This is a genomic window from Pseudomonas sp. CP-1 (assembly GCF_021213715.1).
Lineage (GTDB): Bacteria > Pseudomonadota > Gammaproteobacteria > Pseudomonadales > Pseudomonadaceae > Pseudomonas > Pseudomonas aeruginosa.
In genome coordinates, this window is the sequence record NZ_JAJQKY010000004.1 from 252,301 (window position 1) to 275,280 (window position 22,980).

General features: G+C 65.4%; 18 protein-coding genes and 1 pseudogene. 18 read left to right on the plus strand and 1 reads right to left on the minus strand.

Features of this window, described 5'->3' with window-relative positions:
* Positions 1-1,143: 1,143 nt before the first annotated feature.
* The 17 genes and pseudogenes from tssA to LT948_RS10660 all read left to right on the plus strand — a co-directional run bounded on the left by tssA (position 1,144) and on the right by LT948_RS10660 (position 21,833).
* Entirely contained in the window at positions 1,144-2,700 is a 1,557-nt protein-coding gene (tssA, locus tag LT948_RS10580; RefSeq protein WP_003097814.1) for a type VI secretion system protein TssA, read from the plus strand.
* 35 nt (positions 2,701-2,735) lie between these two features.
* Positions 2,736-3,242: a type VI secretion system contractile sheath small subunit gene (tssB, locus tag LT948_RS10585; protein ID WP_003114607.1), complete on the plus strand. Its 507-nt coding sequence runs from the start codon at positions 2,736-2,738 to the stop codon at positions 3,240-3,242.
* Between the two features lie 28 nt (positions 3,243-3,270).
* Positions 3,271-4,746 (plus strand): type VI secretion system contractile sheath large subunit, encoded by a 1,476-nt coding sequence (tssC, locus tag LT948_RS10590; protein ID WP_003087596.1) that lies wholly within the window; start codon positions 3,271-3,273, stop codon positions 4,744-4,746.
* Positions 4,747-4,758: 12 nt separating this feature from the next.
* A complete protein-coding gene (gene tssE, locus LT948_RS10595) occupies positions 4,759-5,166 on the plus strand; it encodes a type VI secretion system baseplate subunit TssE (protein ID WP_019683149.1) in 408 nt (135 codons plus the stop codon).
* Positions 5,167-5,176: 10 nt separating this feature from the next.
* Positions 5,177-5,344 (plus strand): annotated as a pseudogene (locus LT948_RS10600) (PAAR domain-containing protein); the annotation flags it as partial.
* A gap of 159 nt (positions 5,345-5,503) precedes the next feature.
* The gene (gene tssF / locus LT948_RS10605) at positions 5,504-7,291 is read left to right on the plus strand and encodes a type VI secretion system baseplate subunit TssF (protein ID WP_023091985.1); all 1,788 of its coding nucleotides are present in this window, start codon (positions 5,504-5,506) and stop codon (positions 7,289-7,291) included.
* On the plus strand, positions 7,255-8,262 hold the full coding sequence (gene tssG / locus LT948_RS10610) for a type VI secretion system baseplate subunit TssG (protein ID WP_003087607.1): 1,008 nt from the start codon (positions 7,255-7,257) through the stop codon (positions 8,260-8,262). The genes tssF and tssG overlap by 37 nt, the downstream gene beginning before the upstream one ends.
* Before the next feature lie 6 nt (positions 8,263-8,268).
* Entirely contained in the window at positions 8,269-10,902 is a 2,634-nt protein-coding gene (gene tssH / locus LT948_RS10615) for a type VI secretion system ATPase TssH (RefSeq protein ID WP_218816308.1), read from the plus strand.
* A 10-nt stretch (positions 10,903-10,912) separates the two neighbouring features.
* Positions 10,913-12,424 carry a sigma-54 interaction domain-containing protein gene (locus tag LT948_RS10620; RefSeq protein WP_003110440.1) on the plus strand — a complete coding sequence of 504 codons (1,512 nt, stop codon included), beginning with the start codon at positions 10,913-10,915 and terminating at the stop codon, positions 12,422-12,424.
* 88 nt (positions 12,425-12,512) lie between these two features.
* Positions 12,513-12,653, plus strand: coding sequence for a hypothetical protein (locus LT948_RS10625; RefSeq protein WP_003087614.1), 141 nt, complete (start codon positions 12,513-12,515; stop codon positions 12,651-12,653).
* A gap of 17 nt (positions 12,654-12,670) precedes the next feature.
* Positions 12,671-13,864 (plus strand): type VI secretion system-associated FHA domain protein TagH, encoded by a 1,194-nt coding sequence (gene tagH, locus LT948_RS10630; protein WP_073657120.1) that lies wholly within the window; start codon positions 12,671-12,673, stop codon positions 13,862-13,864.
* A 5-nt stretch (positions 13,865-13,869) separates the two neighbouring features.
* Positions 13,870-14,376, plus strand: coding sequence for a type VI secretion system lipoprotein TssJ (gene tssJ / locus LT948_RS10635; protein WP_003110438.1), 507 nt, complete (start codon positions 13,870-13,872; stop codon positions 14,374-14,376).
* On the plus strand, positions 14,373-15,704 hold the full coding sequence (gene tssK, locus LT948_RS10640) for a type VI secretion system baseplate subunit TssK (RefSeq protein WP_003087620.1): 1,332 nt from the start codon (positions 14,373-14,375) through the stop codon (positions 15,702-15,704). Before tssJ ends, tssK begins: the two co-directional genes overlap by 4 nt.
* A gap of 2 nt (positions 15,705-15,706) precedes the next feature.
* Positions 15,707-16,576, plus strand: a complete 870-nt coding sequence (gene icmH, locus LT948_RS10645; RefSeq protein WP_003120354.1) for a type IVB secretion system protein IcmH/DotU — start codon at positions 15,707-15,709, stop codon at positions 16,574-16,576.
* 15 nt (positions 16,577-16,591) lie between these two features.
* The gene (gene tssM, locus LT948_RS10650) at positions 16,592-20,119 is read left to right on the plus strand and encodes a type VI secretion system membrane subunit TssM (RefSeq protein WP_023091981.1); all 3,528 of its coding nucleotides are present in this window, start codon (positions 16,592-16,594) and stop codon (positions 20,117-20,119) included.
* Positions 20,119-20,847, plus strand: coding sequence for a PP2C family protein-serine/threonine phosphatase (locus LT948_RS10655; RefSeq protein ID WP_003087627.1), 729 nt, complete (start codon positions 20,119-20,121; stop codon positions 20,845-20,847). Before tssM ends, LT948_RS10655 begins: the two co-directional genes overlap by 1 nt.
* Positions 20,844-21,833 carry a serine/threonine-protein kinase gene (locus tag LT948_RS10660; protein ID WP_003140077.1) on the plus strand — a complete coding sequence of 330 codons (990 nt, stop codon included), beginning with the start codon at positions 20,844-20,846 and terminating at the stop codon, positions 21,831-21,833. The genes LT948_RS10655 and LT948_RS10660 overlap by 4 nt, the downstream gene beginning before the upstream one ends.
* 27 nt (positions 21,834-21,860) lie before the next feature.
* Here LT948_RS10660 and LT948_RS10665 read toward each other — a convergent pair whose 3' ends face one another.
* Positions 21,861-22,241: a VOC family protein gene (locus LT948_RS10665; protein ID WP_033939766.1), complete on the minus strand. Its 381-nt coding sequence runs from the start codon at positions 22,239-22,241 to the stop codon at positions 21,861-21,863.
* Positions 22,242-22,486: 245 nt separating this feature from the next.
* Between LT948_RS10665 and LT948_RS10670 the strand changes: the two genes are divergently transcribed.
* Positions 22,487-22,948 carry a bacteriohemerythrin gene (locus tag LT948_RS10670; RefSeq protein WP_003087637.1) on the plus strand — a complete coding sequence of 154 codons (462 nt, stop codon included), beginning with the start codon at positions 22,487-22,489 and terminating at the stop codon, positions 22,946-22,948.
* Positions 22,949-22,980 lie beyond the last annotated feature (32 nt).

Sequence of the window (22,980 nt, forward strand, 5' to 3'; positions counted from 1 at the left end):
AGTGATTTCTGTCATGAGCGGGAATTTCGGGTAGAGCGAAATTTTTATGCATCGGGCTGGATGCGCGTTTTTCCTGATTATTCGTAGCTCGCTTTCCTGGCGCTGCTGTTGGTACCCGGCGCTGCGCTGGTGGCGGGTCAGTTACTGGCCGTTGAGGTCGATGCCCAGGAGGGCATCGACCGACTGGCCGCGCTAGCCGACCCGACTACTGTCGGGCAGCTTTCTCGCCAGTAGGCGCACAGCACTGTCGAGCGGGTAAGCGGTGCGCAATTCTCTGTCGTCGCCGTACGCGGCCTACCGCATAAGTTGGTCATCGAGGGCTTGGCGATAGGCGCTGCGGCGGTCATCGAATCCTGCTTTCCTGACTGCTCGGGTCGCTATCGATTTCCGCCCAGCCGGTGCGGTACGGGCGTGTCCAGGGTAAACGCAGCGGTGCGTCCCGCCTGCAGTCGGTCACGGCGCAACTTCCTCGCCGGTGGCCATGGGACCGCCCATCTCGATTAATTTCCCTAACAATTCCCGTGCCAGTCTTTTCATGGCTCTTTTAATCAATCTCATCCAATGGCTGATTGTTATCCATGTCTCATTCTGAAAAGAAAAATAACAAGTGAATTGAGCAAGAAGTTGCGCAGTGTTGTGCAACTTTTTGCGCAGTAGTGTCCAGGCCAGTATTTTCAAGGGTTGCGGGTTGTTATTGGGGATATTTCTTGGTTTTCATTGTGCAACTTCTTGCACAATCGCTGTTACGCTCTAAATCAGCTGTTGGTTCGCTTGGAACGCCTATGTTTCGAGGCTCTCCGGAGGAATCCATACTGCCTGCCTTATTTTTTATAAATTGTTAACTACCTGTTTTGGTAGGGTTTTCCAAATGGCCATCAATGTCGTTATGATGGCTAGAGCCAAGCCGTAAAGGGCATGGACGCAGACGCCTGACGTTTGGCTGAAAATCTTTCATTGATTCGTATCAATGAATAGGAAAATTCCCAAAGAGGGAATGTCCTGTTGCTTGCCAGTTTTTATGTTGTTTTCATGGAAAAGGCAAAGAGCTCTTCAGGCTATTGGGATTTTTGTTCGGTTTTTATGCCAACTAGTTGAATTGTTAAGATATTCATTGGCGCACATGGTGTGCATTGAAGGGTTAGGATGACCTATTCGAGCAAGCTCTCCTCGCATTATCTGGAACTCGCGGAACAGCCGATTTCAAAGGATGTCTTTGCGGGTGAGGATGTGCGTTTTTCCAGCGAATACGAGGCGCTGGAAAATGAGCTGGGCAAGGCGCTCTCGCTCCATGAGAACGGCCAGACCGACTGGTTGAAAATCCTGGAAAACAGCGAAGCGCTGCTTCGTGCCCAATCCAAGGACCTGCGTGTTGCAGCCTGGTTGACCTGGGCTCTCTACCAACGGGAATCCTTTCCCGGTTTGCTGGCCGGACTGGGATTGCTGGAACGTCTGTGCAGCCGGCATTGGGTCGAGATCCATCCGCTCAAGGCGCGCACTCGCGCCGCGGCCATTGCCTGGCTGGTGCCCCGGCTGGAGCAGGCGCTGAACGAGAACGTACCGATCAAGGAGCAACTCCCCCTGTTCCGGCGTCTCGCCGAGCACCTGGAAAAACTCGATACCGCGCTGACCGCGCAACTGGGCGACGACGCGCCCTTGTTGCTGCCGATCAGCCGACGCCTTTCGGGCATGCTCCAGCGCGCCGCCGACAACCAGCCCGAACCTGGCGTGGTCGGCGCCGTGGTGGCCCAGGTCAAGCAGGCGGCCAGCCAGTTGCTGGCGCCGGGTGCGCCCATCGACAACGAGCGCGACGCCCACAAGGCCATGCGCGCCCAGCAGGAGGCCGCACGCCCCCTGTGCGCCTGGTGGCTGAAGCAGAAAGCCACCGATCTGCGCGCGCTGCGCCTCAACCGGACGATGCTCTGGCTGCCCATCGAGTCCATGCCCGAGCGCAATGCCGAACAGGTCACTGCGCTAAGGGGAGTGCCGGCGGACAAGCTGAAAAGCTACCAGGAGCGTTTCGCCCAGGGCCTGTACGCCGATCTCCTGGTGGAGCTGGAGGCGAGCCTGGCACGGGCGCCGTTCTGGTTCGACGGCCAGCGCCTGGTCTGGGAGTGCCTGCAAGGGCTCAACGCCGAGCAGGCGATGCGGGAAGTCGAAATGCATTTCGCCTTGCTCCTGCAGCGTCTGCCGGGGCTGGTGGAGCTGCGTTTCCACGACGGCAGCGCATTCGCCGATGCGGCCACCCGCGGCTGGATCAGCGCCCATGTCATGCCCCATCTCCAGAACGACAGTGCGCCGCGCAAGGTCGAGACCGTGGCCCTGCAGGCCGAATGGGACGTCGCCCTGGACGAGGTCCAGCCGGTGTTGCGCAAGGACGGCCTGAAGGCGGCGGTACAGGTGTTGAAGCAGGGCATGAAGCGCGCCCACGGCGGGCGCGCCCGGTTCTTCTGGCAACTGAGCCTCGCGCGACTGTGCTTCCTGGCGAAGAAGTACGAGCTGGCCAAGACCCAGCTGGAGAGCCTCGACCATCAGTTGCACGAATCGGGATTGCACGCCTGGGAGCCCGATCTGGCGCTGGATGTACTGCACCTGCTGCATAGCTGCTGCGAGCTGTTGCCGCAGAACCACGCCGTGCGAGAACGCAAGGAAGACATTTATCGCAGGCTGTGCCACCTCGATCTCGAGGTGGTGCTCGAATAGGGCTTCGCGCCCTCAATTCTCAAGGAGAAAAAGCCATGGCCAAAGAAGGCTCGGTAGCCCCAAAGGAACGCATCAACGTCACCTTCAAGCCCGCCACTGGCGGTGCCCAGGAAGAAATCGAACTGCCGTTGAAGCTACTGGCGATCGGCGATTACACCCAGCGCGCGGATGAGCGCAAGGTGGAGGACCGCAAGCCGATCGGCATCGACAAGATGACCTTCGACGAGGTCCTGGCCAAGCAGGAGCTGGGGCTGACGCTGAGCGTACCCAATCGTCTCCAGGAGGAGGGCGGCAGCGACGAGCTGGCGGTGGGGCTGCAGATCAACTCGATGAAGGACTTCAACCCGGCCAGCATCGTCGAGCAGGTGCCCGAGCTGAAGAAGCTGATGGAGTTGCGCGATGCGCTGGTGGCCCTCAAGGGCCCGCTGGGCAACGCCCCGGCGTTCCGCAAGGCCATCGAAAGCGTACTCGCCGACGACGAGTCCCGTAGCCGTGTGCTGGGCGAGCTGGGGCTGAGCGCCGCCCCCTCCCAGGACGCCTGAGCCACCCCCTAGCCAAGGAAGCAGATACATGAGCACCAGTGCCGCACAGCAAGGCCGGAACCAGAACGGCGAATACAACATTCTCGACAGCATCATCGCCGAGACCCGCCTGAGCCCGGACGACGAGGCCTACGACATCGCCAAGCGCGGCGTCTCCGCCTTCATCGAGGAATTGCTCAAGCCGCAGAACGACGGCGAGCCGGTGAAGAAGGCGATGGTCGACCGGATGATCGCCGAGATCGATGCCAAGCTCAGCACGCAGATGGACGAGATCCTCCATCATCCCGATTTCCAGGCGCTGGAGTCGGCCTGGCGCGGCCTGCAACTGCTGGTCGACCGCACCAACTTCCGCGAGAACATCAAGATCGAGATTCTCAGCGTTTCCAAGCAGGACCTGCTGGACGATTTCGAGGACTCGCCCGAGGTGATGCAGTCCGGCCTGTACAAGCACATCTACACCGCCGAATACGGCCAGTTCGGTGGCCAGCCGGTCGGCGCCATCATCGCCAACTACTACATGTCGCCCAGTTCGCCCGACGTCAAGCTGATGCAATACGTCTCCAGCGTGGCCTGCATGGCCCATGCGCCGTTCGTGGCGGCCGCCGGTCCGAAGTTCTTCGGCCTGGAAAGCTTCACCGGCCTGCCGGACCTGAAGGACCTGAAGGATCATTTCGAAGGCCCGCAGTTCGCCAAGTGGCAGAGCTTCCGCCAGTCCGAGGATTCCCGCTACGTGGCGCTGACCGTACCGCGCTTCCTGCTGCGCACGCCCTACGATCCGGAAGAGAATCCGGTCAAGTCGTTCGCCTACAAGGAGACCGTGGCCAACAGCCACGAGCATTACCTGTGGGGCAACACCGCCTATGCCTTCGGCACCAAGCTGACCGACAGCTTCGCCAAGTATCGCTGGTGCCCGAACATCATCGGGCCGCAGAGCGGCGGTGCGGTGGAGGACCTGCCTTTGCACCACTTCGAGAGCATGGGCGAGATCGAGACCAAGATCCCCACCGAGGTGCTGGTGTCCGATCGCCGCGAGTACGAACTGGCCGAGGAAGGCTTCATTTCCCTGACCATGCGCAAGGGCAGCGACAACGCCGCGTTCTTCTCCGCCAGCTCGGTGCAGAAGCCGAAGTTCTTCGGCATCAGCGCCGAAGGCAAGGCCGCGGAGCTGAACTACAAGCTCGGCACCCAGTTGCCGTACATGATGATCGTCAACCGCCTGGCCCATTACCTGAAGGTCCTGCAACGCGAACAGCTGGGGTCGTGGAAGGAGCGTACCGACCTCGAGCTGGAGCTGAACAAGTGGATCCGCCAGTACGTCGCCGACCAGGAAAACCCCAGCGCCGAAGTGCGCGGCCGTCGCCCGCTGCGCGCTGCACAGATCATCGTCAGTGACGTCGAGGGCGAGCCGGGCTGGTACCGCGTCAGCCTGAACGTGCGCCCGCACTTCAAGTACATGGGGGCGGACTTCACCCTGTCGCTGGTCGGCAAGCTGGACAAAGAGTAAGCGGAGCTTTCCATGACCGGATACGGCAGCCTGTTCGAGCGCCTGAACGGCGACGCGGATAAGCGCGTCGGCTGGAGCCGCGAGGTTTCCGCCATGGCGTCGGTGGCTGCCCATCTGGGCAAGATGCTCAGCACCCGGGCGGGCAGCGTGCAGACGCTGTCCGACTACGGGTTGCCCGATCTCAACGACATGCGCCTGAGCCTGCACGACTCCCTGAGCCAGGCCCGCTCGGCCATCGAAGGTTTCATCGAGGCTTACGAACCGCGCTTGAGCAACGTGCGTGTCGTTTCCCTGCCGCGCGACAACGACCAGCTCCGCCTGGCCTTCAGCATCGAAGGGTTGCTGGAGGTGGAAGGTTTCAAGCGCCAGGTGAGTTTTTCCGCACGCCTGGATGGCAGCGGCCAGGTGAAGGTCAGCTAAGGAGGTTTCGATGTCCGGCAAACCCGCAGCCCGCGTTTCCGATCCCACCGCTTGTCCGCTCCCCGGGCACGGCAGCAACCCCATCGTCGTCGGTTCCGCCGACGTGTTCTTCGACGGCCTCGCGGCGGCCCGCCAGGGTGACGCCTCGGCCTGGCGCTGTACCGCTTCGATGCCTGGTTCGTCCATGAGGTCTTCTGAGATGGGCGCGAATCGGGTCGATTACGGAAAGACAACGGACACCGTGGGTTTCCGATCTTCAGGCCAGAAATGTCATTGCGGTTTTGGCGGCAGCGGTCAGACGACTGCCATCAGTGAAACGATATCCAGCAGGTAAGCCGTGTCCTTCAATCATTACTACCAGAGCGAACTCACCGCACTGCGCCAGCTGGGGCGCCGTTTCGCCGAGCGTAGCCCGGCCCTGGCCCCGTTTCTCGGGCAGGTCGGACGCGATCCGGATGTCGAGCGCCTGCTCGAGGGCTTTGCCTTCCTGACCGGGCGGTTGCGGCAGAAGCTGGACGACGAGTTGCCGGAACTCAGCCACTCGATGATGCACCTGCTGTGGCCGAACTATATGCGCCCGCTGCCGGCTTTCAGCATTCTCCAGTTCGACCCCCTGACCCGCCCGGGCGGGGCGCTGCGCGTGGAGCGCGATACGCCGGTCGAGAGCCGGCCGGTGGGCGAGGTCGCCTGTCGCTTCCGTATCTGCTACGCCACCGAAGTCCTGCCGCTGGTGCTGGAGGCGCTCAACTATTCGGTGACCGGCGAGGGTGCGCTGCTCGGCCTGCGCCTGGCGATGAACTGCGACGGGCATCTCGGCGAGCTGGGCCTGAGTCGGCTGCGCCTGCACCTGGCCGGCGAGCGCTACATCAGCCAGATGCTCTATCTGTGCCTGCTGCGCAACCTGGAGAGCATCCAACTGATTCCGCTGGACGCCCATGGGCGGCCGCTGGATGGCGTGGCCGGCAAGCCGATGTCGTTCCGCCTGACGGGCGAGCGGGTGCAGCCGGTGGGGTTCGCCGAAGACGAGGCGTTGATTCCCTATCCGCTGAATACCTTCCGTGGCTATCGCTACCTGCAGGAATACTTCGCGTTCCAGGACAAGTTCCTGTTCGTCGACGTGGATGGCCTTGACCTGCTCGGCGCTCTGCCCGAGGAAACCCTCAAGCAGGTCCGCGGCCTTGAGTTGCGCTTCGATATCCGCAAGAGCGGCATCCAGCGCCTGCACCCGACGCTGGAGAACGTCAAGCTGTACTGTACGCCGGTGGCCAACCTGTTCCGCCACGATGCGCTGCCGATCCGCCTAGACGGCAAGCAGGACGAATACCTGCTGATGCCGGCCGAATACAGCCTGGAGGACTGCGGGGTGTTCTCGGTAGAGGGCGTCACCGGCTGGCGGCCGGGCGGGCTCGGCTACCAGGCCTACGTGCCGTTCGAGTCCTTCGAGCACGATCCCAGCTTCGACGTTCCCGAAGCACGGCCCCACTACAGCGTCCGGCAACGTACCTCGTTGCTGCACGATGGCCTGGACACCTATCTGAGCTTCGGCATCCGCCATCCCGAGCAGATCGAGACGCTGTCGGTGGAACTGACCTGCACCAACCAGAACCTGCCCCAACGGCTGCGCCTGGGCGATATCTGCGTCGCCTGCGAAGGCACGCCGGAGTTCCTCGGTTTCCGCAATATCACCCCGGCGACGCCGAGCTACGCGCCGCCGCTGAACCGCGATTTCCTCTGGAAACTGATCAGCAACATGTCGCTCAACTACCTGTCGCTGGCCAACGTCGACGCGCTCAAGGTGATCCTCGAAACCTACGACCTGCCGCGCTACTACGACCAGCATGCGGCGAAGGTCAGCAAGCGCCTGCTGGGCGGGCTCAAGGCGGTCCGCCACGAGCATGTCGACCGCCTGCATCGGGGCCTGCCGCTGCGCGGCTTGCGTACCGAGCTGACGATCGATCCGGAAGGCTACATCGGCGAGGGCGACCTGTTCGTGTTCGCTTCGGTTCTGAACGAATTTTTCGCGCTTTACGCCAGCATCAACTCCTACCACGAGTTGCGGGTGAGGAGCACACAGGGAGACGTGTACCAATGGAAACCGCGCATGGGTTTGCAGCCCCTGCTGTAAGCGCGCTGGCCCGGGGCATTCGCGAGTACTCGCTGTTCCAGGCGGTCCTGCTGGTCATGGATCGCCTGCGCGAGGAATATCCCGGCCTGGGAGACGAGGCGCTCTACGATCAGTTGGAATTCCAGGCCAATCCTAGCCTCGGCTTCCCGGGCAGCGATGTCGATCGGGTGGAGTTCTTCGAAGAGCGCGGCATGCTGCGGGCGCGGCTGCGTTTCAACCTGATCGGCTTGTTCGGTGCCAGTTCGCCGTTGCCGGCGTTCTACAGCGAGCAGGCCCTGGGCGACAGCGAGGAGGGCAATCCTACGCGGAACTTCCTCGATCTCTTCCATCACCGCCTGCATCGGCTGCTGTTGCCGATCTGGCGCAAGTACCGTTACCGGGTGAGCTTCCAGAGCGGCGCGAGCGATGCGTTCTCCGCTCAGTTGTTCGCCCTCGTCGGATTGGGCGGGGAAGAGATCCGCAAGGCCAGGGAACTGAACTGGAAACGCCTGCTGCCCTACCTGGGCCTGCTCAGCCTGCGGGCGCACTCGGCGGCCTTGATCGAGTCGGTGCTGCGCTACTACTTCAAGCATGCCGAACTGGTCGCCGAGCAGTGTATCGAACGGCGCGTCGCGATCCTCGAAGAGCAGCGCAACCGACTCGGCCTGTTCAACAGCCAGCTTGGCGAAGACGCGGTGCTGGGCGAACGGGTCCGCGACCGCAGCGGCAAGTTCCGCATTCATATCCGCCAGCTCGACTGGCAGCGCTTCCACGAGTTCCTGCCGATCGGTCCCGGCTACCAGCCGCTTTGCGCGCTGGTCCGCTTCACCCTGCGCGACCCGCTCGACTACGACATCCGGCTGGTCTTGCGCCACGAGGAAATCCGCGAGTTCCGCATCGGCGCGCAGAACGCCTGCCGCCTTGGCTGGACCAGTTGGCTGGGCCGGGAGCGCGCCGATGGCGTGGTGACGCTGGGCAGCAAGATTCATTAAGGATGGATGAGCATGATCAACGTAGACCTGCAACAACTGATTCAGGCGCTGGATGCCGACACCCGGCGCGACCTCGAAGGCTCGGCCGAGCGCTGCGTAGCCCGTGGCGGCAGCAAGGTACTGGTGGAGGACCTGTTGCTGGGCCTGCTGGAGCGTCCCCAGGGACTGCTGGCGCGCGCCCTGCAGGATGCCGCGGTGGACGCCGGCGAACTCAACGCCGCGTTGCAAGCGCGGGGCGAGCACAGCGCCTCGCGCAATCCGGTGTTCGCGCCCGAGCTGGTGCAGTGGCTGCAGGATGCGCTGTTGCTGGCCAACCTCGAACTGGGCCGTAGCCAGATCGACCAGGCGGCATTGATCCTGGCCCTGCTACGCAACCCGTTGCGCTATGCCGGCAGCCGCTACCAGCCGCTGCTGGCGCGGCTCGACATCGAGCGGTTGAAGGATTTCGCGCTCTCGCAGCCGCTGGAGGGCGCGCCCAGCGGCAAGCCGGGCGGCGGCGAGTCCCTGTTGCAGCGTTTCACCCACAACCTTACCCAGCAGGCGCGCGACGGCAAGCTCGATCCGGTGCTCTGTCGCGACGGGGCTATTCGCCAGATGGTCGACATCCTGGCCCGTCGGCGGAAAAACAACCCCATCGTGGTCGGCGAGGCCGGCGTCGGCAAGACCGCCATCGTCGAAGGCCTGGCCTCGCGGATCGCCGCAGGGGAAGTGCCGCCGGCGCTGAGGGACGTCGAGCTGTTGTCCCTCGACATGGGCCTGTTGCAGGCCGGTGCCAGCGTGAAGGGCGAGTTCGAGCGGCGCCTGAAAGGCGTCATCGACGAAGTGAAGGCAGCGCCCAGGCCGACCATCCTGTTCATCGACGAGGCCCATACGCTGATCGGCGCGGGCGGTCAGGCCGGCGGCTCGGATGCCGCCAACCTGCTCAAGCCGGCCCTGGCACGTGGCGAGTTGCGCACCATCGCGGCGACGACCTGGGCCGAATACAAGAAGTATTTCGAGAAGGACCCGGCGCTGGCCCGGCGCTTCCAGCCCGTGCAGTTGCATGAGCCGAGCGTTGCCGAGGCGGTGACGATCCTGCGTGGCCTGGCCCGGGTTTACGAGGAAAACCACGGTATCTACCTGCGCGACGACGCGGTGGTGGCCGCCGCCGAACTGTCCGCCCGCTACCTGGCGGGTCGCCAGTTGCCGGACAAGGCCGTCGACGTCCTCGACACCGCCTGTGCGCGGGTGCGCATCAGCCTGGCGGCGGCGCCGGAGAATCTCGAGCGCCTGCGCGGCGAGCTGGCCGAAGGCGAGCGCCAGCGCCAGGCCCTGCGCCGCGATGCCGAGGCAGGCCTGCCGATCGACCACGATGCCCTGCAGGCGCTGGAGGAGCGTCTGGCCCAGGCGGAAAGCGAGCGGCACGTACAGGAGGACCAGTGGAGCCGCCAGCGCGAACTCGCCGAGCGCCTGCTCGCCCTGCGCCAGCAATTGGCCAGGGCCCGCGAGGCGAACTGGGAAGAGCAGGGCAGCGAGGCGGATGCGGAGGCTTTCCCGGCCGACGAGCATGGCGGTGTCGAAGCCCTGGAAAAGGCCCTTCACGAAACCCGCCAGGCGCTCGCCGATGCCCAGGCCCAGGGGCGGCTGGTCAGCTTCGAGGTCTGCCCGCGCCTGGTTGCCGAGGTGATCGGCGCCTGGACCGGCGTACCGGTGGAACAACTGGCGCGGGAACACAACGCCAAGGTGATGGGGTTCGCTGACGACCTGCGGGCGCGGATCCGTGGCCAGGAACAGGCGGTCAGCGCCCTGGACCGCGCGATGCGCGCCACCGCGGCCGGGCTGAACAAGCCCGATGCGCCGGTCGGCGTGTTCCTGCTGGTGGGCCCGAGCGGGGTGGGCAAGACCGAGACCGCGCTGGCGCTGGCCGACCTGCTGTATGGCGGCGAGCGTTTCATCACCACCATCAACATGTCCGAGTTCCAGGAGAAGCACACCGTCTCGCGCCTGATCGGCGCGCCGCCCGGCTATGTCGGCTATGGCGAGGGTGGCATGCTCACCGAGGCGGTACGCCAGAAGCCCTATTCGGTGATATTGCTGGACGAGGTGGAGAAGGCCGATCCGGACGTGCTCAACCTGTTCTACCAGATCTTCGACAAGGGCGTGGCCAACGATGGTGAAGGGCGCGAGATCGATTTCCGCAATACCTTGATCCTGATGACCTCCAACCTCGCCAGCGAGCACATCGCCGCGCTTTGCCAGGACGGCGCGCGGCCTTCCGCCGAACTCCTGGAGGAAACCATCCGGCCGGCGCTCAGCCGGCATTTCAAGCCGGCGCTGCTGGCGCGCATGCGCGTGGTGCCTTACTACCCGGTGGGCGGCCCGGTACTGCGCGAGCTGATCGAGATCAAGCTGGAACGCCTCGGCGAGCGTCTGGCCCGCCGTCAACTGGCTTTCGACTACAGCCAGGCGCTGGTGGACCACCTGGCCGAGCGTTGCACCCAGAGCGACAGCGGCGCACGGTTGATCGACCACCTGCTGGACACGCACCTGCTGCCGCTGGTGGCCGACCGTTTGCTGGAAGCGATGGCGCGCGACGAGCGTCTCGAGCGGGTCCATGCGACGCTGGGCGAGCACGGCCGCGTGCTCTGCGAGTTCGCCTGAGGTGGGTGCGATGTTCAGCCGCGTACCGCAACCCCTGGCCTTCGCCGAAGCCCTGCTCGCTCAGTTCGGCGCGCTGTCGCGGGAAACAGACATCGCGGCCCTGCTGGGCGGTTTCGCACGCGCAGTCGGCGAACTCAGCGGCTGCGAGCTGAGCCAGCTGTATCTGCTCGACCAGACCCATACCGCGCTCACCCTCAACGCCGAATGCCGGGACGGCCTGTTGCAGGCGCTGGAGCCGTCGAGCCTGCCGGCGGACTACACCGGCGAGCAGTTGCTGCAGTTCGCCCTGTGCCAGAACCGCGTGGTCAGTCTCGTCGACCTGCCGTCGCGGCTGCACGAGACCGGCTTCCTGCCGGCAGGGGAGCAGCCCTGGCTGTCCCTGCTCTGCGTTCCGCTGGTGAGCCCGGAGAAAACGGTCGAGGGCATGGTGGTCTGCGCCACCCGGCGCCCACTGGACCTGCAGGGATTCGCCCATCCACTGGGCCAGTTGGGCTCGTTCGTGCTGGCCCAGCTGCATCTGCTGCAACGCCTCTCGCAACCCTCCGGCGAGCCGCAGGGACCGTCCAGCGCGCCGGTGGTCAGCGGCTACGGGCTGATCGGCAGGAGCGCGGCGATGCGTGAGACCTGCCGCCTGATCAGCAAGGTCCTGCACAACCCCTATACCGTGTTGCTGCAGGGCGAGACCGGCACCGGCAAGGAGGTGGTCGCACGGGCGATCCACGAGTACGGCCCGCGGCGAGCACAGGCGTTCGTGGTGCAGAACTGCGCGGCGTTTCCGGAAAACCTGCTGGAAAGCGAGCTGTTCGGCTACCGCAGGGGCGCCTTTACCGGTGCCGAGCGCGATCGCCCCGGGTTGTTCGATGCCGCGGATGGCGGAACCCTGCTGCTCGACGAAATCGGCGACATGCCCCTGTCGCTCCAGGCCAAGCTGTTGCGCGTGTTGCAGGAAGGCGAGATTCGCCCGCTCGGCGGCAACGACACGCACAAGGTCGATGTACGCATCATCGCCGCTACCCACCGTGACCTCGCCCTGCTGGTACGCGATGGCAAGTTCCGCGAAGACCTCTACTACCGGCTGGCGCAGTTTCCCATCGAGTTGCCGCCGTTGCGCCAGCGCGAGGGCGACGCCCTCGAACTGGCCCGGCATTTCGCCGAACGCGCCTGCGTGTTCCTGCGCCGCGCGCCGCTGGGCTGGTCCGCGGAAGCGCTGGAACTGCTCGACGGCTATGGCTTTCCCGGCAACGTTCGGGAGCTGAAGGGACTGGTGGAATGCGCGGTACTGCTCTGCGAAGGCGAGGTGCTGCTGGCCGAACACTTTTCCCTGCGCGCGCCCCCGGAAGCGGAGGCGCCGCTCAAGCTGCGCGAGCACCTGGAGCAGATCGAACGGGACCTGCTGCTCGCCTGCCTGCGCAGGAACGCTGGCAACCAGACCCTCGCCGCGCGCGAACTGGGTCTGCCGCGACGAACCCTGATCTATCGCATGGGACGCCTGAACATTCATTTCGGCGATCCCCGGACCTGAAACCCATGATCGAGATTTCCTTCCAACCAGCCCAGCCGGGCGCGCGCCTGGAGCGCGGCGTCCGCAGCCCTTCCATGGAGACTCCCTGATGCCTGTTCGTCACTGGCCCGCCGTGCTTCTGGCCCTGGCCGTCCTCTGCGGCCTCGCCGGTTGCAGCGGCAACTACAAATTCAACGACGGCGACTATCGCCCGCTTGGCGATCCGCAGGCGGTCAATCGCGGCAAGTGACCGCAAGGAGCGATCTCATGGAACTGGTATTGGAAATGCTCAGCGCCAAGCAATTCGTACCGACGGAGCTATGCAGCAAGACCTTCGGCAGGAACGGCGGCCTCATCGGCCGCGGCGGTGAGTGCGATTGGGCGATTCCCGATCGCAAGCGGCACCTGTCCAAGCAGCATGCGCGGGTCAGCTATCGCAACGGCGCGTTCTACCTGACCGACACCAGCAGCAACGGCATCCGCGCCGGCAACGGCAGCCGCCTGCCGCATGGCGAGCCGCAGCGCATCGAGCAGGACAGCGTCTTCCTGCTCGGCGACTTCGAGATCCGCGCGCGGTTGCTGCGCGAGCCCGACGAGCTCGCCATGGACGTCGGGCGGCCGCAGCCGGCGGGCAGCATCATTCCGGACGATGCCTTCCTGGCCCTCGATCCGTTGCAGGCGCTCGACCAGGACGGTGCAGATGCCTACGAACTCGACGACCTGAGCGCGATCGCCCTGCCCAGCCAGGAGGCCGGGGCGCGTGCGGACTACGCGCGGATCGACATGGAAAGCCTGGTCGTACCGGAGCTGGTGCCCGCCCCGGCGGCTCCGCAGGAACCCGTGGACAGTCCGCGTCCGGGTCACGACGAAGCCTTCTGGCAGCGTTTCGGCCAGGCTCTGGGAATGGACCTCGAAGGCCTCGACGGCGCTGCGCGCGAAGCGCTGGCGATCAACGCCGCCGGTTTGCTGCGGCAGTGCATCGGCGGCTTGCAGCAGAGCCTGCGGACCCGCAGCGAACTGAAGAACGAACTGCGCCTGTCGCTGAGCACGTTGCGCGATACCGGCAAGAATCCCTTGCGCTTCAGCGCCGATGCCGGCGAGGCGCTGGGTCATCTGCTACGGGATGGCAAGCCTGGCCAGTTGAGTGGCGAACAGGCCGTCGCACGCAGTTTCCGCGACCTCCAGGCGCACCAGGTGGCGCTGCTCGGCGCCAGCCGGGCGGCGGTGCGCGCGACCCTCGAGCATTTCTCGCCGCAGCAGCTGACCCTGCGTTTCGAGCGCGACGGCCGCCGGCCGTTGCTGGCCACCTCGGGCAGCCGCTGGCGTGCCTATGGTCGCTACCACCAGTCGCTATGCCAGGACGACGACTGGAGCGAGCGCCTGCTGGCACGTGATTTCGCCCAGGCCTACGAAGAGCAGGTTCGCCTGATTTCCACCCTCTACACCGAGCACCAAGGATGATCGCCATGTCTCGTCGCCCGATCCCGCCAGCCAGGGCGCTGGCCATGCTCGCCGTCCTGGCGCTGCTGGCCGGCTGTTCCACGCTGTCGCCGTATTCCAGACTGACCAAGCTCGACCTCGCCCTGAGCGCCGGCGAGCGGGTCAATCCCGACCTCAATGGCCGGCCGTCGCCGGTGGTAGTGCGGCTGTTCGAGCTGAAGCACCCGGTGGCGTTCGAGAACGCCGACTTCTTCAGCCTCTACGAACGTCCCAAGGAGACCCTGGACCCCGACCTGGTGACCAGCGAGGAGCTGGAGCTGCGGCCCGGCGAGCGGGTCGAACTCAAACTCAGCGTGGAGGAGGGGAGCCGCTACGTGGGCGTGCTCGCCGCCTACCGCGATCTCGGCGAGGCAAGCTGGCGCTACGTGGTGCCGGTCACGGCGAAAGAGCTGACCCGGGTAGAGCTGAAGCTGGGCCGGAAGGGCATCCTGAATGCCGGCGAACTGCTCGGCAAGGCGGGTGACGCGCGATGAACGTGCACAAGATCGTCTGGCAGGAAGGCATGCTGCTGCGCCCGCAGCATCTGCAACACAACGACCGCTACTACGACAACCAGATGAAGGCCCGGACCCAGTTGCTGGGCAGCTACAACTGGGGCTTCCTCGCCCTGGAGCTGGACCGCCAGTTCCTCAACATGGGCAAGCTGGTGATCAGCCAGGCCTCCGGCGTACTGCCCGACGGCAGCCTGTTCGAACTCGGCGGCAACACCGAGCCGCTCGCCCTCGACGTGCCGCCCAATACCTCGAACGTGCCGATCTACCTGGCCCTGCCGCTGGTCACCGGTAACCACATCGAGGCGCGCCGGCCGGAGCAGGCCGAGGTCCTGGCGCGCTATACCGCCTACGATCTGGAGGTGGCGGACTCCAACGCCGGCGAGGATTCCATGGTGCAGGTCAGCTGCGCGCGGCCGGATTTTCGCCTGCTGCTCGGCGAGCAGCAGAGCGACCAGGCCTACGTCAAACTGAAGGTGGCGGTGGTGCTGGATACCACGCCGGACGGGGTGATCAGCCTCGACCCCGACTTCGTGCCGAGCTACCTCCACGCCCACGCATCCGCCTACCTGCTGTCCTGCCTGAAGGAGGTGATCAGCATGCTCGGCCATCGCGGCGACACCATCGCCGAGCGTATCCGGTCCAATGGCAAGGTCGGCGGCGCGGAGGTCGGCGATTTCATGATGCTGCAACTGATCAATCGCACCGAGTTGCTGCTGCGCCACTACCTGGGATTGGAGCAGGTGCATCCGGAGCAGTTGTACCGGGTGCTGCTGACCATGCTCGGCGACCTCGCCACCTTCGGCAGCGAGAGCAAGCGTCCGCGCCTGGACAGCCGTTACCAGCACAGCGACCAGGGCGCCAGCTTCCGCAGGCTGATGGAGGCGATTCGCCAGGTCCTGTCGATGGTGCTCGAGCAGCATGCCATCGAACTGCCTCTCCAGGCCCGCCAGTACGGCATCCTGGTCTCGCCCCTGCACGACCACAAGCTGCTCGGCAGCGCCTCGTTCGTGCTCGCCGCCAGTGCCAATTGCGAGTCGGAGGAACTGCGCCAGCGCCTGCCCGCGCATCTCAAGGTGGGTGCGGTCGAGCACATTCGCCAGTTGGTCAACCTGCACCTGCCGGGGATCCGGGTCAAGCCGCTGCCGGTGGCGCCGCGGCAGATCCCGTTCCACTCCAACAAGACCTATTTCATTCTCGAACCCAACGCCGAGGATATGACCCAGCTGGAGCGCTCCGGCGGTTTCGCGTTCCACGTATCCGGCGAGTTCTCCGAGCTTGAACTGAAATTCTGGGCCATCAGGAACTGAACATGATCAAGGAAAGGGAATACCACGAGGACGAGAAGACCGTCCTCCTCGATCACCAGGGACAGGTACCGGCCCAGGGGCCGCTGACCGATTTCGCCGAACCGCCGCGCTTCGAGCAGCTCGAGGAGCGGATGATCTACGCGGCGCGCCTGCGTCCGGGCGAGGCCTTCAACGTCAGCCTGAACCCGCTGGTGGCGGCGGCTTCCGAACTGCTTTCGGAAGTGGTCCGGCTCAAGCACAGCAGCGTGCTGGAGAACCTTGCGGCGCTCAAGGAGCGGTTGACCTCCGCCATGAAGCTCTTCGAATTCCGCGCCGTGCAGGATGGCGTGGAAAACAGCCAGGTCATGGCGGCGCGCTACGTGCTGTGCACGGTGGTCGACGAGGCGGTGGTGACCACCCCGTGGGGCAACGAAAGCGAATGGTCGAAGATCAGCCTGCTGAGCAGCTTCCATAACGAGACCTTCGGCGGCGAGAAGTTCTTCCAGTTGCTCGACCGGCTGTCGAAGAACCCGGTCAAGCATCTGCCGATGCTGGAGCTGATGTACCTCTGCCTGGCCCTCGGCTTCGAGGGCAAGTACCGGGTGATGGCTCGCGGCGTGCTCGACCTGGACGGTATTTCCGATGCGCTCTACCGGCAGATCCGCCAGTTGCGCGGCGACGTGCCGCGCGAACTGTCGCCGCACTGGCAGGGGCTCAGCGACCAGCGTCGCGGCCTGGTGCGGATCGTGCCCTGGTGGATGGTGGCGCTGTTCACCCTGGTCTGCCTGGTGGTGATGTATTCGGGATTCGCCTGGGTTCTCGGCGAGCAACGCGACACGGTGCTGCAGCCTTACCAGTCGCTCGATGCGGCGGCAGGACAGCCCGGTTCGTAAACACAGGGACGCGAAATGAAAAACTTCTTCAAGAAAGTCGGCGCCTTCCTGCGCAAGACGTGGGTCTGGACGCTGCTGCTGGTACTCCTGGCGGCATTGCTGGTGTGGTTCGTCGGGCCGCTGCTGGCGGTCGCCGACTACAAGTTCTGGGAAAGCCCGACCTCGCGGTTGCTGAGCATCAGCCTGATGTTCCTGGTCTGGGGGCTGGCGATGGTCTTCGTCAGCTGGCGCGCCGGAGTGCGGCGCAAGGCCGTCGAGGACAGCGACGAGGGCCAGGAGCGCTTGCGCCGCGACGGTCTGATCGAAGACGAACAGAAGGAATTGCGCAGCCGCTTCAAGGACGCCTTGCGCACCCTGAAGACCTCCAGCCTGTACCGCGGTCGTAGCGAGCGCTGGCGCAACGAGCTGCCCTGGTACCTGCTGATCGGCCCGCAGGGAAGCGGCAAGACCAGCCTGCTGGACTTTTCCGGACTGGAGTTCCCGATCAACCGGATCGACCGCAAGCTGACCCGCGATACCGCCGGCACGCGCTACTGCGACTGGTACTTCGCCGACCACGGCGTCCTGATCGACACCGCCGGGCGCTACCTGACCCAAGCCGACGGCGAGGTCGACGGGGGCGCCTGGGCGACCCTGCTCGGCCTGTTGCGCAAGCGCCGCCGCGCACGGCCGCTGAATGGCGTGATGGTGTCGATTCCGGTGGAAACGTTGCTCAGCGACGACGAGATGGCGCTGGATACGCTGGCTCGCCAGGTGCGCGCGCGCCTGCAGGAAATCCAGCAGACCCTGCACCTCGATCTGCCGGTCTACCTGGTGCTGAGCAAGGCCGACCAGTTGCTCGGCTTCGACGAGTTCTTCGACCAGTTGAGCCGCGAGGAGAGCGACCAGGTTCTGGGCACCAGCTTCGGCAAGGAGCAGAACGGCACCGATGTGACGGTCCTGCGCCAGGCGTTCGAGGACCTTCTGCGACGCCTGAACAGCCAGGTGATCATGCGCATCCACCAGGAGCGCGATACCCTGCGTCGCGGTCGCATCCTCGACTTCCCGCACCAGCTTGGCCAGATCGGCGAGCGGTTGTGCCTGTTCGTCGAACTCGCCTTCACCGGCAACCGCTACCAGCGCGCCAGCCGCCTGCGCGGCTTCTACCTGACCAGTGCGCCGCACCTGGCCCAGCAGCTGGATGAGGACACCGCCGGCATCGGCGCCAACCTGGGGATCGCCAGCGGCCTGCTGCCGACCCTGCGCAACGGGCGCTCGCGCTTCATCCATCACCTGCTGAGCCAGGTGATCTTCCCCGAGGCCAACCTGGCAGGTCTCGATCGCCGCGAACGCACGCGCATCCACTGGGGCCAGCGCGCCCTGTACGTCGGCTCGCTGGCGCTCCTTCTGCTATTCGGCCTGCTCTGGGCTGGCGGTTTCTCGGCCAACCACGAGCGCCTGGAGCGGGTCCGCGAGCTGGCGCAGCAATGGACCCAGCAGCGCCAGGCGCTTGGCGAGCGCGATGACGCCATGGCGGCGCTGAAGACGCTGGATAGCAGCTATGCGGCGACCACCGTGTTTCCGCCCAAAGGCGAAGTCTCGCTGCACGAGCGCGCCGGGCTGTACCAGGGCAACGAGGTCAACCCACCGCTGGCCGCTGCCTATCGCCGCGAGCTGGAGACGCAACTGCTGCCGCGCGTGGCGCGGATGCTCGAAGCGCAGATCCGCGGCAACATGCAGAATCGCGAACGCCTGCTCAACAGCCTGCGGGCCTACCTGATGCTGAATCTGCGCGAGCGCCGCGAGAACGGATGGCTCAAGGACTGGGTGGCTAACGACTGGTCGCAGCGCTATGCCGGCAACGGCACCGTGCAGAATGGCCTGAACACGCATTTCGCCCGTCTGCTCGAGCAACCGTTCAGCTATCCGCTGAACGACACCCTGGTGGCCCAGGCGCGCCAGGTGCTGCGCAGCGAGTCCCTGGCCAACGTGGTCTACCGGGTGCTGCGCGAACAGGCGCGAAGCCTGCCCGAGTATCGCTTCGGCCAGCACCTGGGGCCGCAGGCCGGTCTGTTCGTCGGCACCGACTACGTGATCCCGGGGTTCTACACCCAGCAGGGCTACCAGCAGTACTTCGTGGTCCAGGGCGCCAGCCTGGTCAACGACATCCTTCGCGACAACTGGGTCCTGGGCGAGGGCAGCGGGATCAGCGACATGGACCTGCGGCGCCTGATGGTCGAACTCGAGCAGTTGTATTTCCGCGACTACGCGAACTTCTGGAGCGAGGCGGTCGGACGCCTGGGCCTGCTGCCGTTCAACGATGCCGGCGAGGGCGCCGACCAGGTTTCCGGGCTGCTCGCCGCCAACTCGCCGATCCTCCAGTTGTTGCTGGAGGTCCGTGAGAACACCCGTTTCCCGGTCCTGGCGGAGAGCGCCGAGGCGCTGGCAGAGGCCAGCGACAAGGCCGCGGAAAAGGGCGGCAAGCTGGGCAAGGCGGCCGCCGCGGCGGCCGGCAAGGCCAGGGACGCGTTGGCGAAGAACCTGCCGGATACCGCGAAGAAGTCCCTGCAACGCCGCTTCGAGCCCCTGCATCGCCTGCTCGACGATAACAACGGCCCGGCGGCCGACCTCACTCCGCTGTTGCAGGCGCTCAACGAGTTGCAGTTGCAACTCGCCGGACTGGCGCGCGCCAGCCAGCCGGAGCAGGCGGCTTTCGACATGGCGAAGAGTCGCATGGGCGGCCAGCGCGATGCCCTGAGCAACCTGCGCAACGCCTCCGCGCGACTGCCGCGACCGCTTGGCGGATGGTTCAGCGTGCTGGCCGAAGACGCCTGGCGGCTGGTCCTCGGCGATGCCTACCTGTACCTCAACCAGCGCTACCAGAGCGAGCTGTACGGTTTCTACAGCAAGGCGATCAACAAGCGCTACCCGTTCAACGCGCACAGCGCCAGCGATGTCGCGGTCAGCGATTTCCGCGAGTTCTTCAAGGCGCAGGGCGTCGCCGAACGCTTCTTCGAAACCTACATGCGGCCCTTCGTCAGCGGCGACCCGGGCAGCTATCGCCTGCGCAGCGTGGACGGCTACAGCCTGCCGATGTCCAAGGTCTATCTCGACCAGATGGGCACGGCCCAGGTGATCCGCCAGAGCTTCTTCGCCGAGAACCCGGCCGAGCCGCAGGTGCGCTTCCGTCTGGAGCCCTATACCCTCGATCCTGGCGTCAGCCGCGCCGAGTTCCGTTTCGACGGTCAATCCATGGAATACCGCCACGGCCCGATCGTGCCGATGTCGTTCAAGTGGCCCAGCGACGCCGACGGCGGCCGCACCAGCCTGGTGCTGGAGAAGATGGCCGGGCGACCGGTGGGAATCGAACGCAATACCGGGCCCTGGTCGCTGTTCAGGCTGTTCGACCTGATGCAGACCGAGTACCTCAGCGGGCGTGACGTGATGGTGCTCAAGGCCGACCTGGGCGGCCTGCGCGCCAACTACCTGCTGCTCGCCCAGCGCACGCCGAATCCGTTCGATCTCGCGGTCCTGCGCAGCTTCCGCATGCCGGTGCAGCTCTGATGCAACGCACTGAGCCCTGGCGCAGCGCGGCGCGCACGGATCGCGGCAAGGTCCGCGCGCGCAACGAGGATGCCTTCCTGGACTGCCCGGATCGCGGGCTCTGGGCGGTCGCCGATGGCATGGGCGGGCACCAGGCCGGCGACCTGGCCAGCCGGATGATCGTCACCAGCCTGGCGGAACTGCCGGCCCGGGCGGGATTCGACGAGCGCCTGAACGCGATGCGCCAGTGCCTGCACTGGCTCAACCGGCGCCTGGGCGAGGAACTCACCCTCAGCGCCGAACGCGGCGACAGGATCATCGGCAGTACGGTGGTGGCGCTGGTCGTGGAGGGTTCGCGGGCGGCCTGCGTGTGGGTCGGCGACAGCCGCTGCTACCTGTGGCGCGGCCAGCGGCTGTACCAGCTGTCCCGCGACCACTCGCTGTTGCAGCGACTGGTCGACGAACGGCGGATGGATATCGAGCAGGCGCGCGCCTATCCCTCGGCGCGCGCGCTGACCCGTGCCGTCGGCGCCAGCGAACAACTGGTGCTGGACGTGTTGGAACTGGAGGTGCATCCCGGTGATGTCTTCCTGCTCTGCAGCGACGGGCTCTACGAAGAGCTGAGCGCCGATGCGCTGGGCCGCGCGTTGAGCCTGGCATCGCCGCAGGTGGCGGTGGAGCGGCTGTTCGACGGCGCCCTGAGCGGCGCCGCGCGGGACAACCTGACGGCCGTGGTGATCCGTCAATGAACGAACCGCTGTCGTCGCTGGAGCTGCTGCCGGAGGAGGAGGGCGGCGCGAACCTGACCTATTTCGCCTTCGCCGCCCCGACCGCCTCGGCGCCGGACCTGCCGGCCGTGTTGCCCGGTCCGCTGCCGGACGTTCTTTCCGGGCGCTACCGTCTGGAGCGGATGCTCGGCGCCGGCGGCATGGGCACGGTATACCGTGCCCGGGACCTGCTCCATGAGCAGTTCGGCGACCCGGCGCCGCTGGTAGCGTTGAAGCTGCTCAACGAATCGGTCGCCGAGTCACCCGACGCCAGCGCCTTGCTCTATAGCGAGTTCGCCCTGACCCGGCGCTTGCGCCATCCGAACGTCGTGCGTCTGTTCACCTTCGACGTCGACACCGTCTGCCAGCGCGCCTACATCGTCATGGAACTCATGCCTGGCCTGCCGCTCGATCGCCTGCTCTGCGAGCGTCCCGAAGGCCTGCCCTGGTCCGAGTTGAGCGCGATCGCCCGGCCGTTGCTGGACGCCCTGGCCTATGTCCACGAACAAGGGGTGCTGCATGGCGACCTGAAGCCGAGCAACGTGATGCTCGGCGAGGAGGGCGTGCGGCTCTTCGACTTCGGCCTCGGCCAGGCGCAGGCAGGCATCCTGGACGGCCTGCCGCAGCTCAGCCGGGGCCGCATCGACGCCTGGACCCCGGGCTACGCCGCTCCCGAACTGCTCGAGGGTGCGCCGTTGTCGCCGGCAGCCGACCTGTATGCGCTGGCCTGCGTCCTCTACGAACTGGCCGACGGTCGCCATCCGTTCCGCCGCCTGCCCTCGAACCAGGCCCGGGAGCAGGGGCTGGAGCGCCAGCTGCGCGCGCCCGGACACCTGCCTCGGCGCTGCTGGCCGGCGCTGCGTACCGCCCTGAGCCTCGATCCCGAACGGCGCTGCATCGGCGTCCGCGAATTGCAGGAAGCGCTGGGCGCGCGGCGTTCCTGGCTGGCCGGCGTTCTTGCCCGTTGAGCCGGCGGCGCTCGGTTTGCATGGCCTCTACGGCCGCTCTCCGCAAGCGCCCTGCAGGGCGATACGGTTGCCTTCGCTGTCCCTGATCTCGGCGATGAACACGCCGTCGCCAAGCGGCGTCTTCGGGAAGAGGATTTCGCTGCCTTCGCCGAGGGCCCGGGCAAGGACGGCATCCAGGTCAGCGACCTTCAGGTAGATGATCGCCCCATGTAGCGTAGGCACGTAGACGTCGCCCTCGGCGAGTGCGCCGCTGGCACCGTCACGACCTTCCTCGAAGGGGAAATGCGCAATTCTGCTTCCGTGCAGGGTGGCTACCTCGCCGAACGCCACTCCGAACACCGAGGCGTAGAAACGCATCGCCCTCTCCAGGTCGGACACCGATATTTCCACGTGCGCGATCAGGTTCATTTCCTTCCTGTCCTGTCGGGACCACTGGTGACGCCGCTTTCCGGCGACGATGGCGGATGTTCAGCCGCGCGAAACCGAGCGGATCGAGCGGGCATGCCGCCGCGAGGGGGGCGAATGAATTCATGCGAAATTCATTAACATCTTGTCCCGCTTGACCGGCGTCAATACCCGTACTGCGTCACAAAAATACCCTGGCCCCAGGCCGTTCGGAAAGGCCGTTCGCTGTTCGCTTGGGGGAAGTCATCATGGCGCATCTGGTCTGGCAGGATGACCTGAATACCGGTATTCAGGTCATCGACAATCAACACAAACGCATCGTCGAGATGATCAATCACCTGCACGACGCCCAGCAAGGCAAGGAACACGCGGCGATCGCCGAGGTGATCGAGGAGCTGGTGGACTACACGCTGTCGCACTTCGCCTTCGAGGAAACCCTGATGGAGGATGCCGGCTACCAGTTTTCCCGGGCGCACAAGAAGATCCACGAGCTGTTCATCCGCCGGGTCTCCGAGTACCGGGTGCGCTTCCAGGCCGGCGAGGATGTCGGCGACGAACTCAAGGGCTTGCTCTCGCGCTGGCTGTTCAACCACATCCGCAACGACGACGCCGGTTACGTGGATGCGGTACGCCACAGCATGTCCGAACTGGTCAAGGACAAGAGCGAGGGCGGTTGGTTGTCGCGCTCGATGAAGCGCTTCTTCGGCTGATCGCCGGGGAGGGAAACGCAAAACCGGCCCAG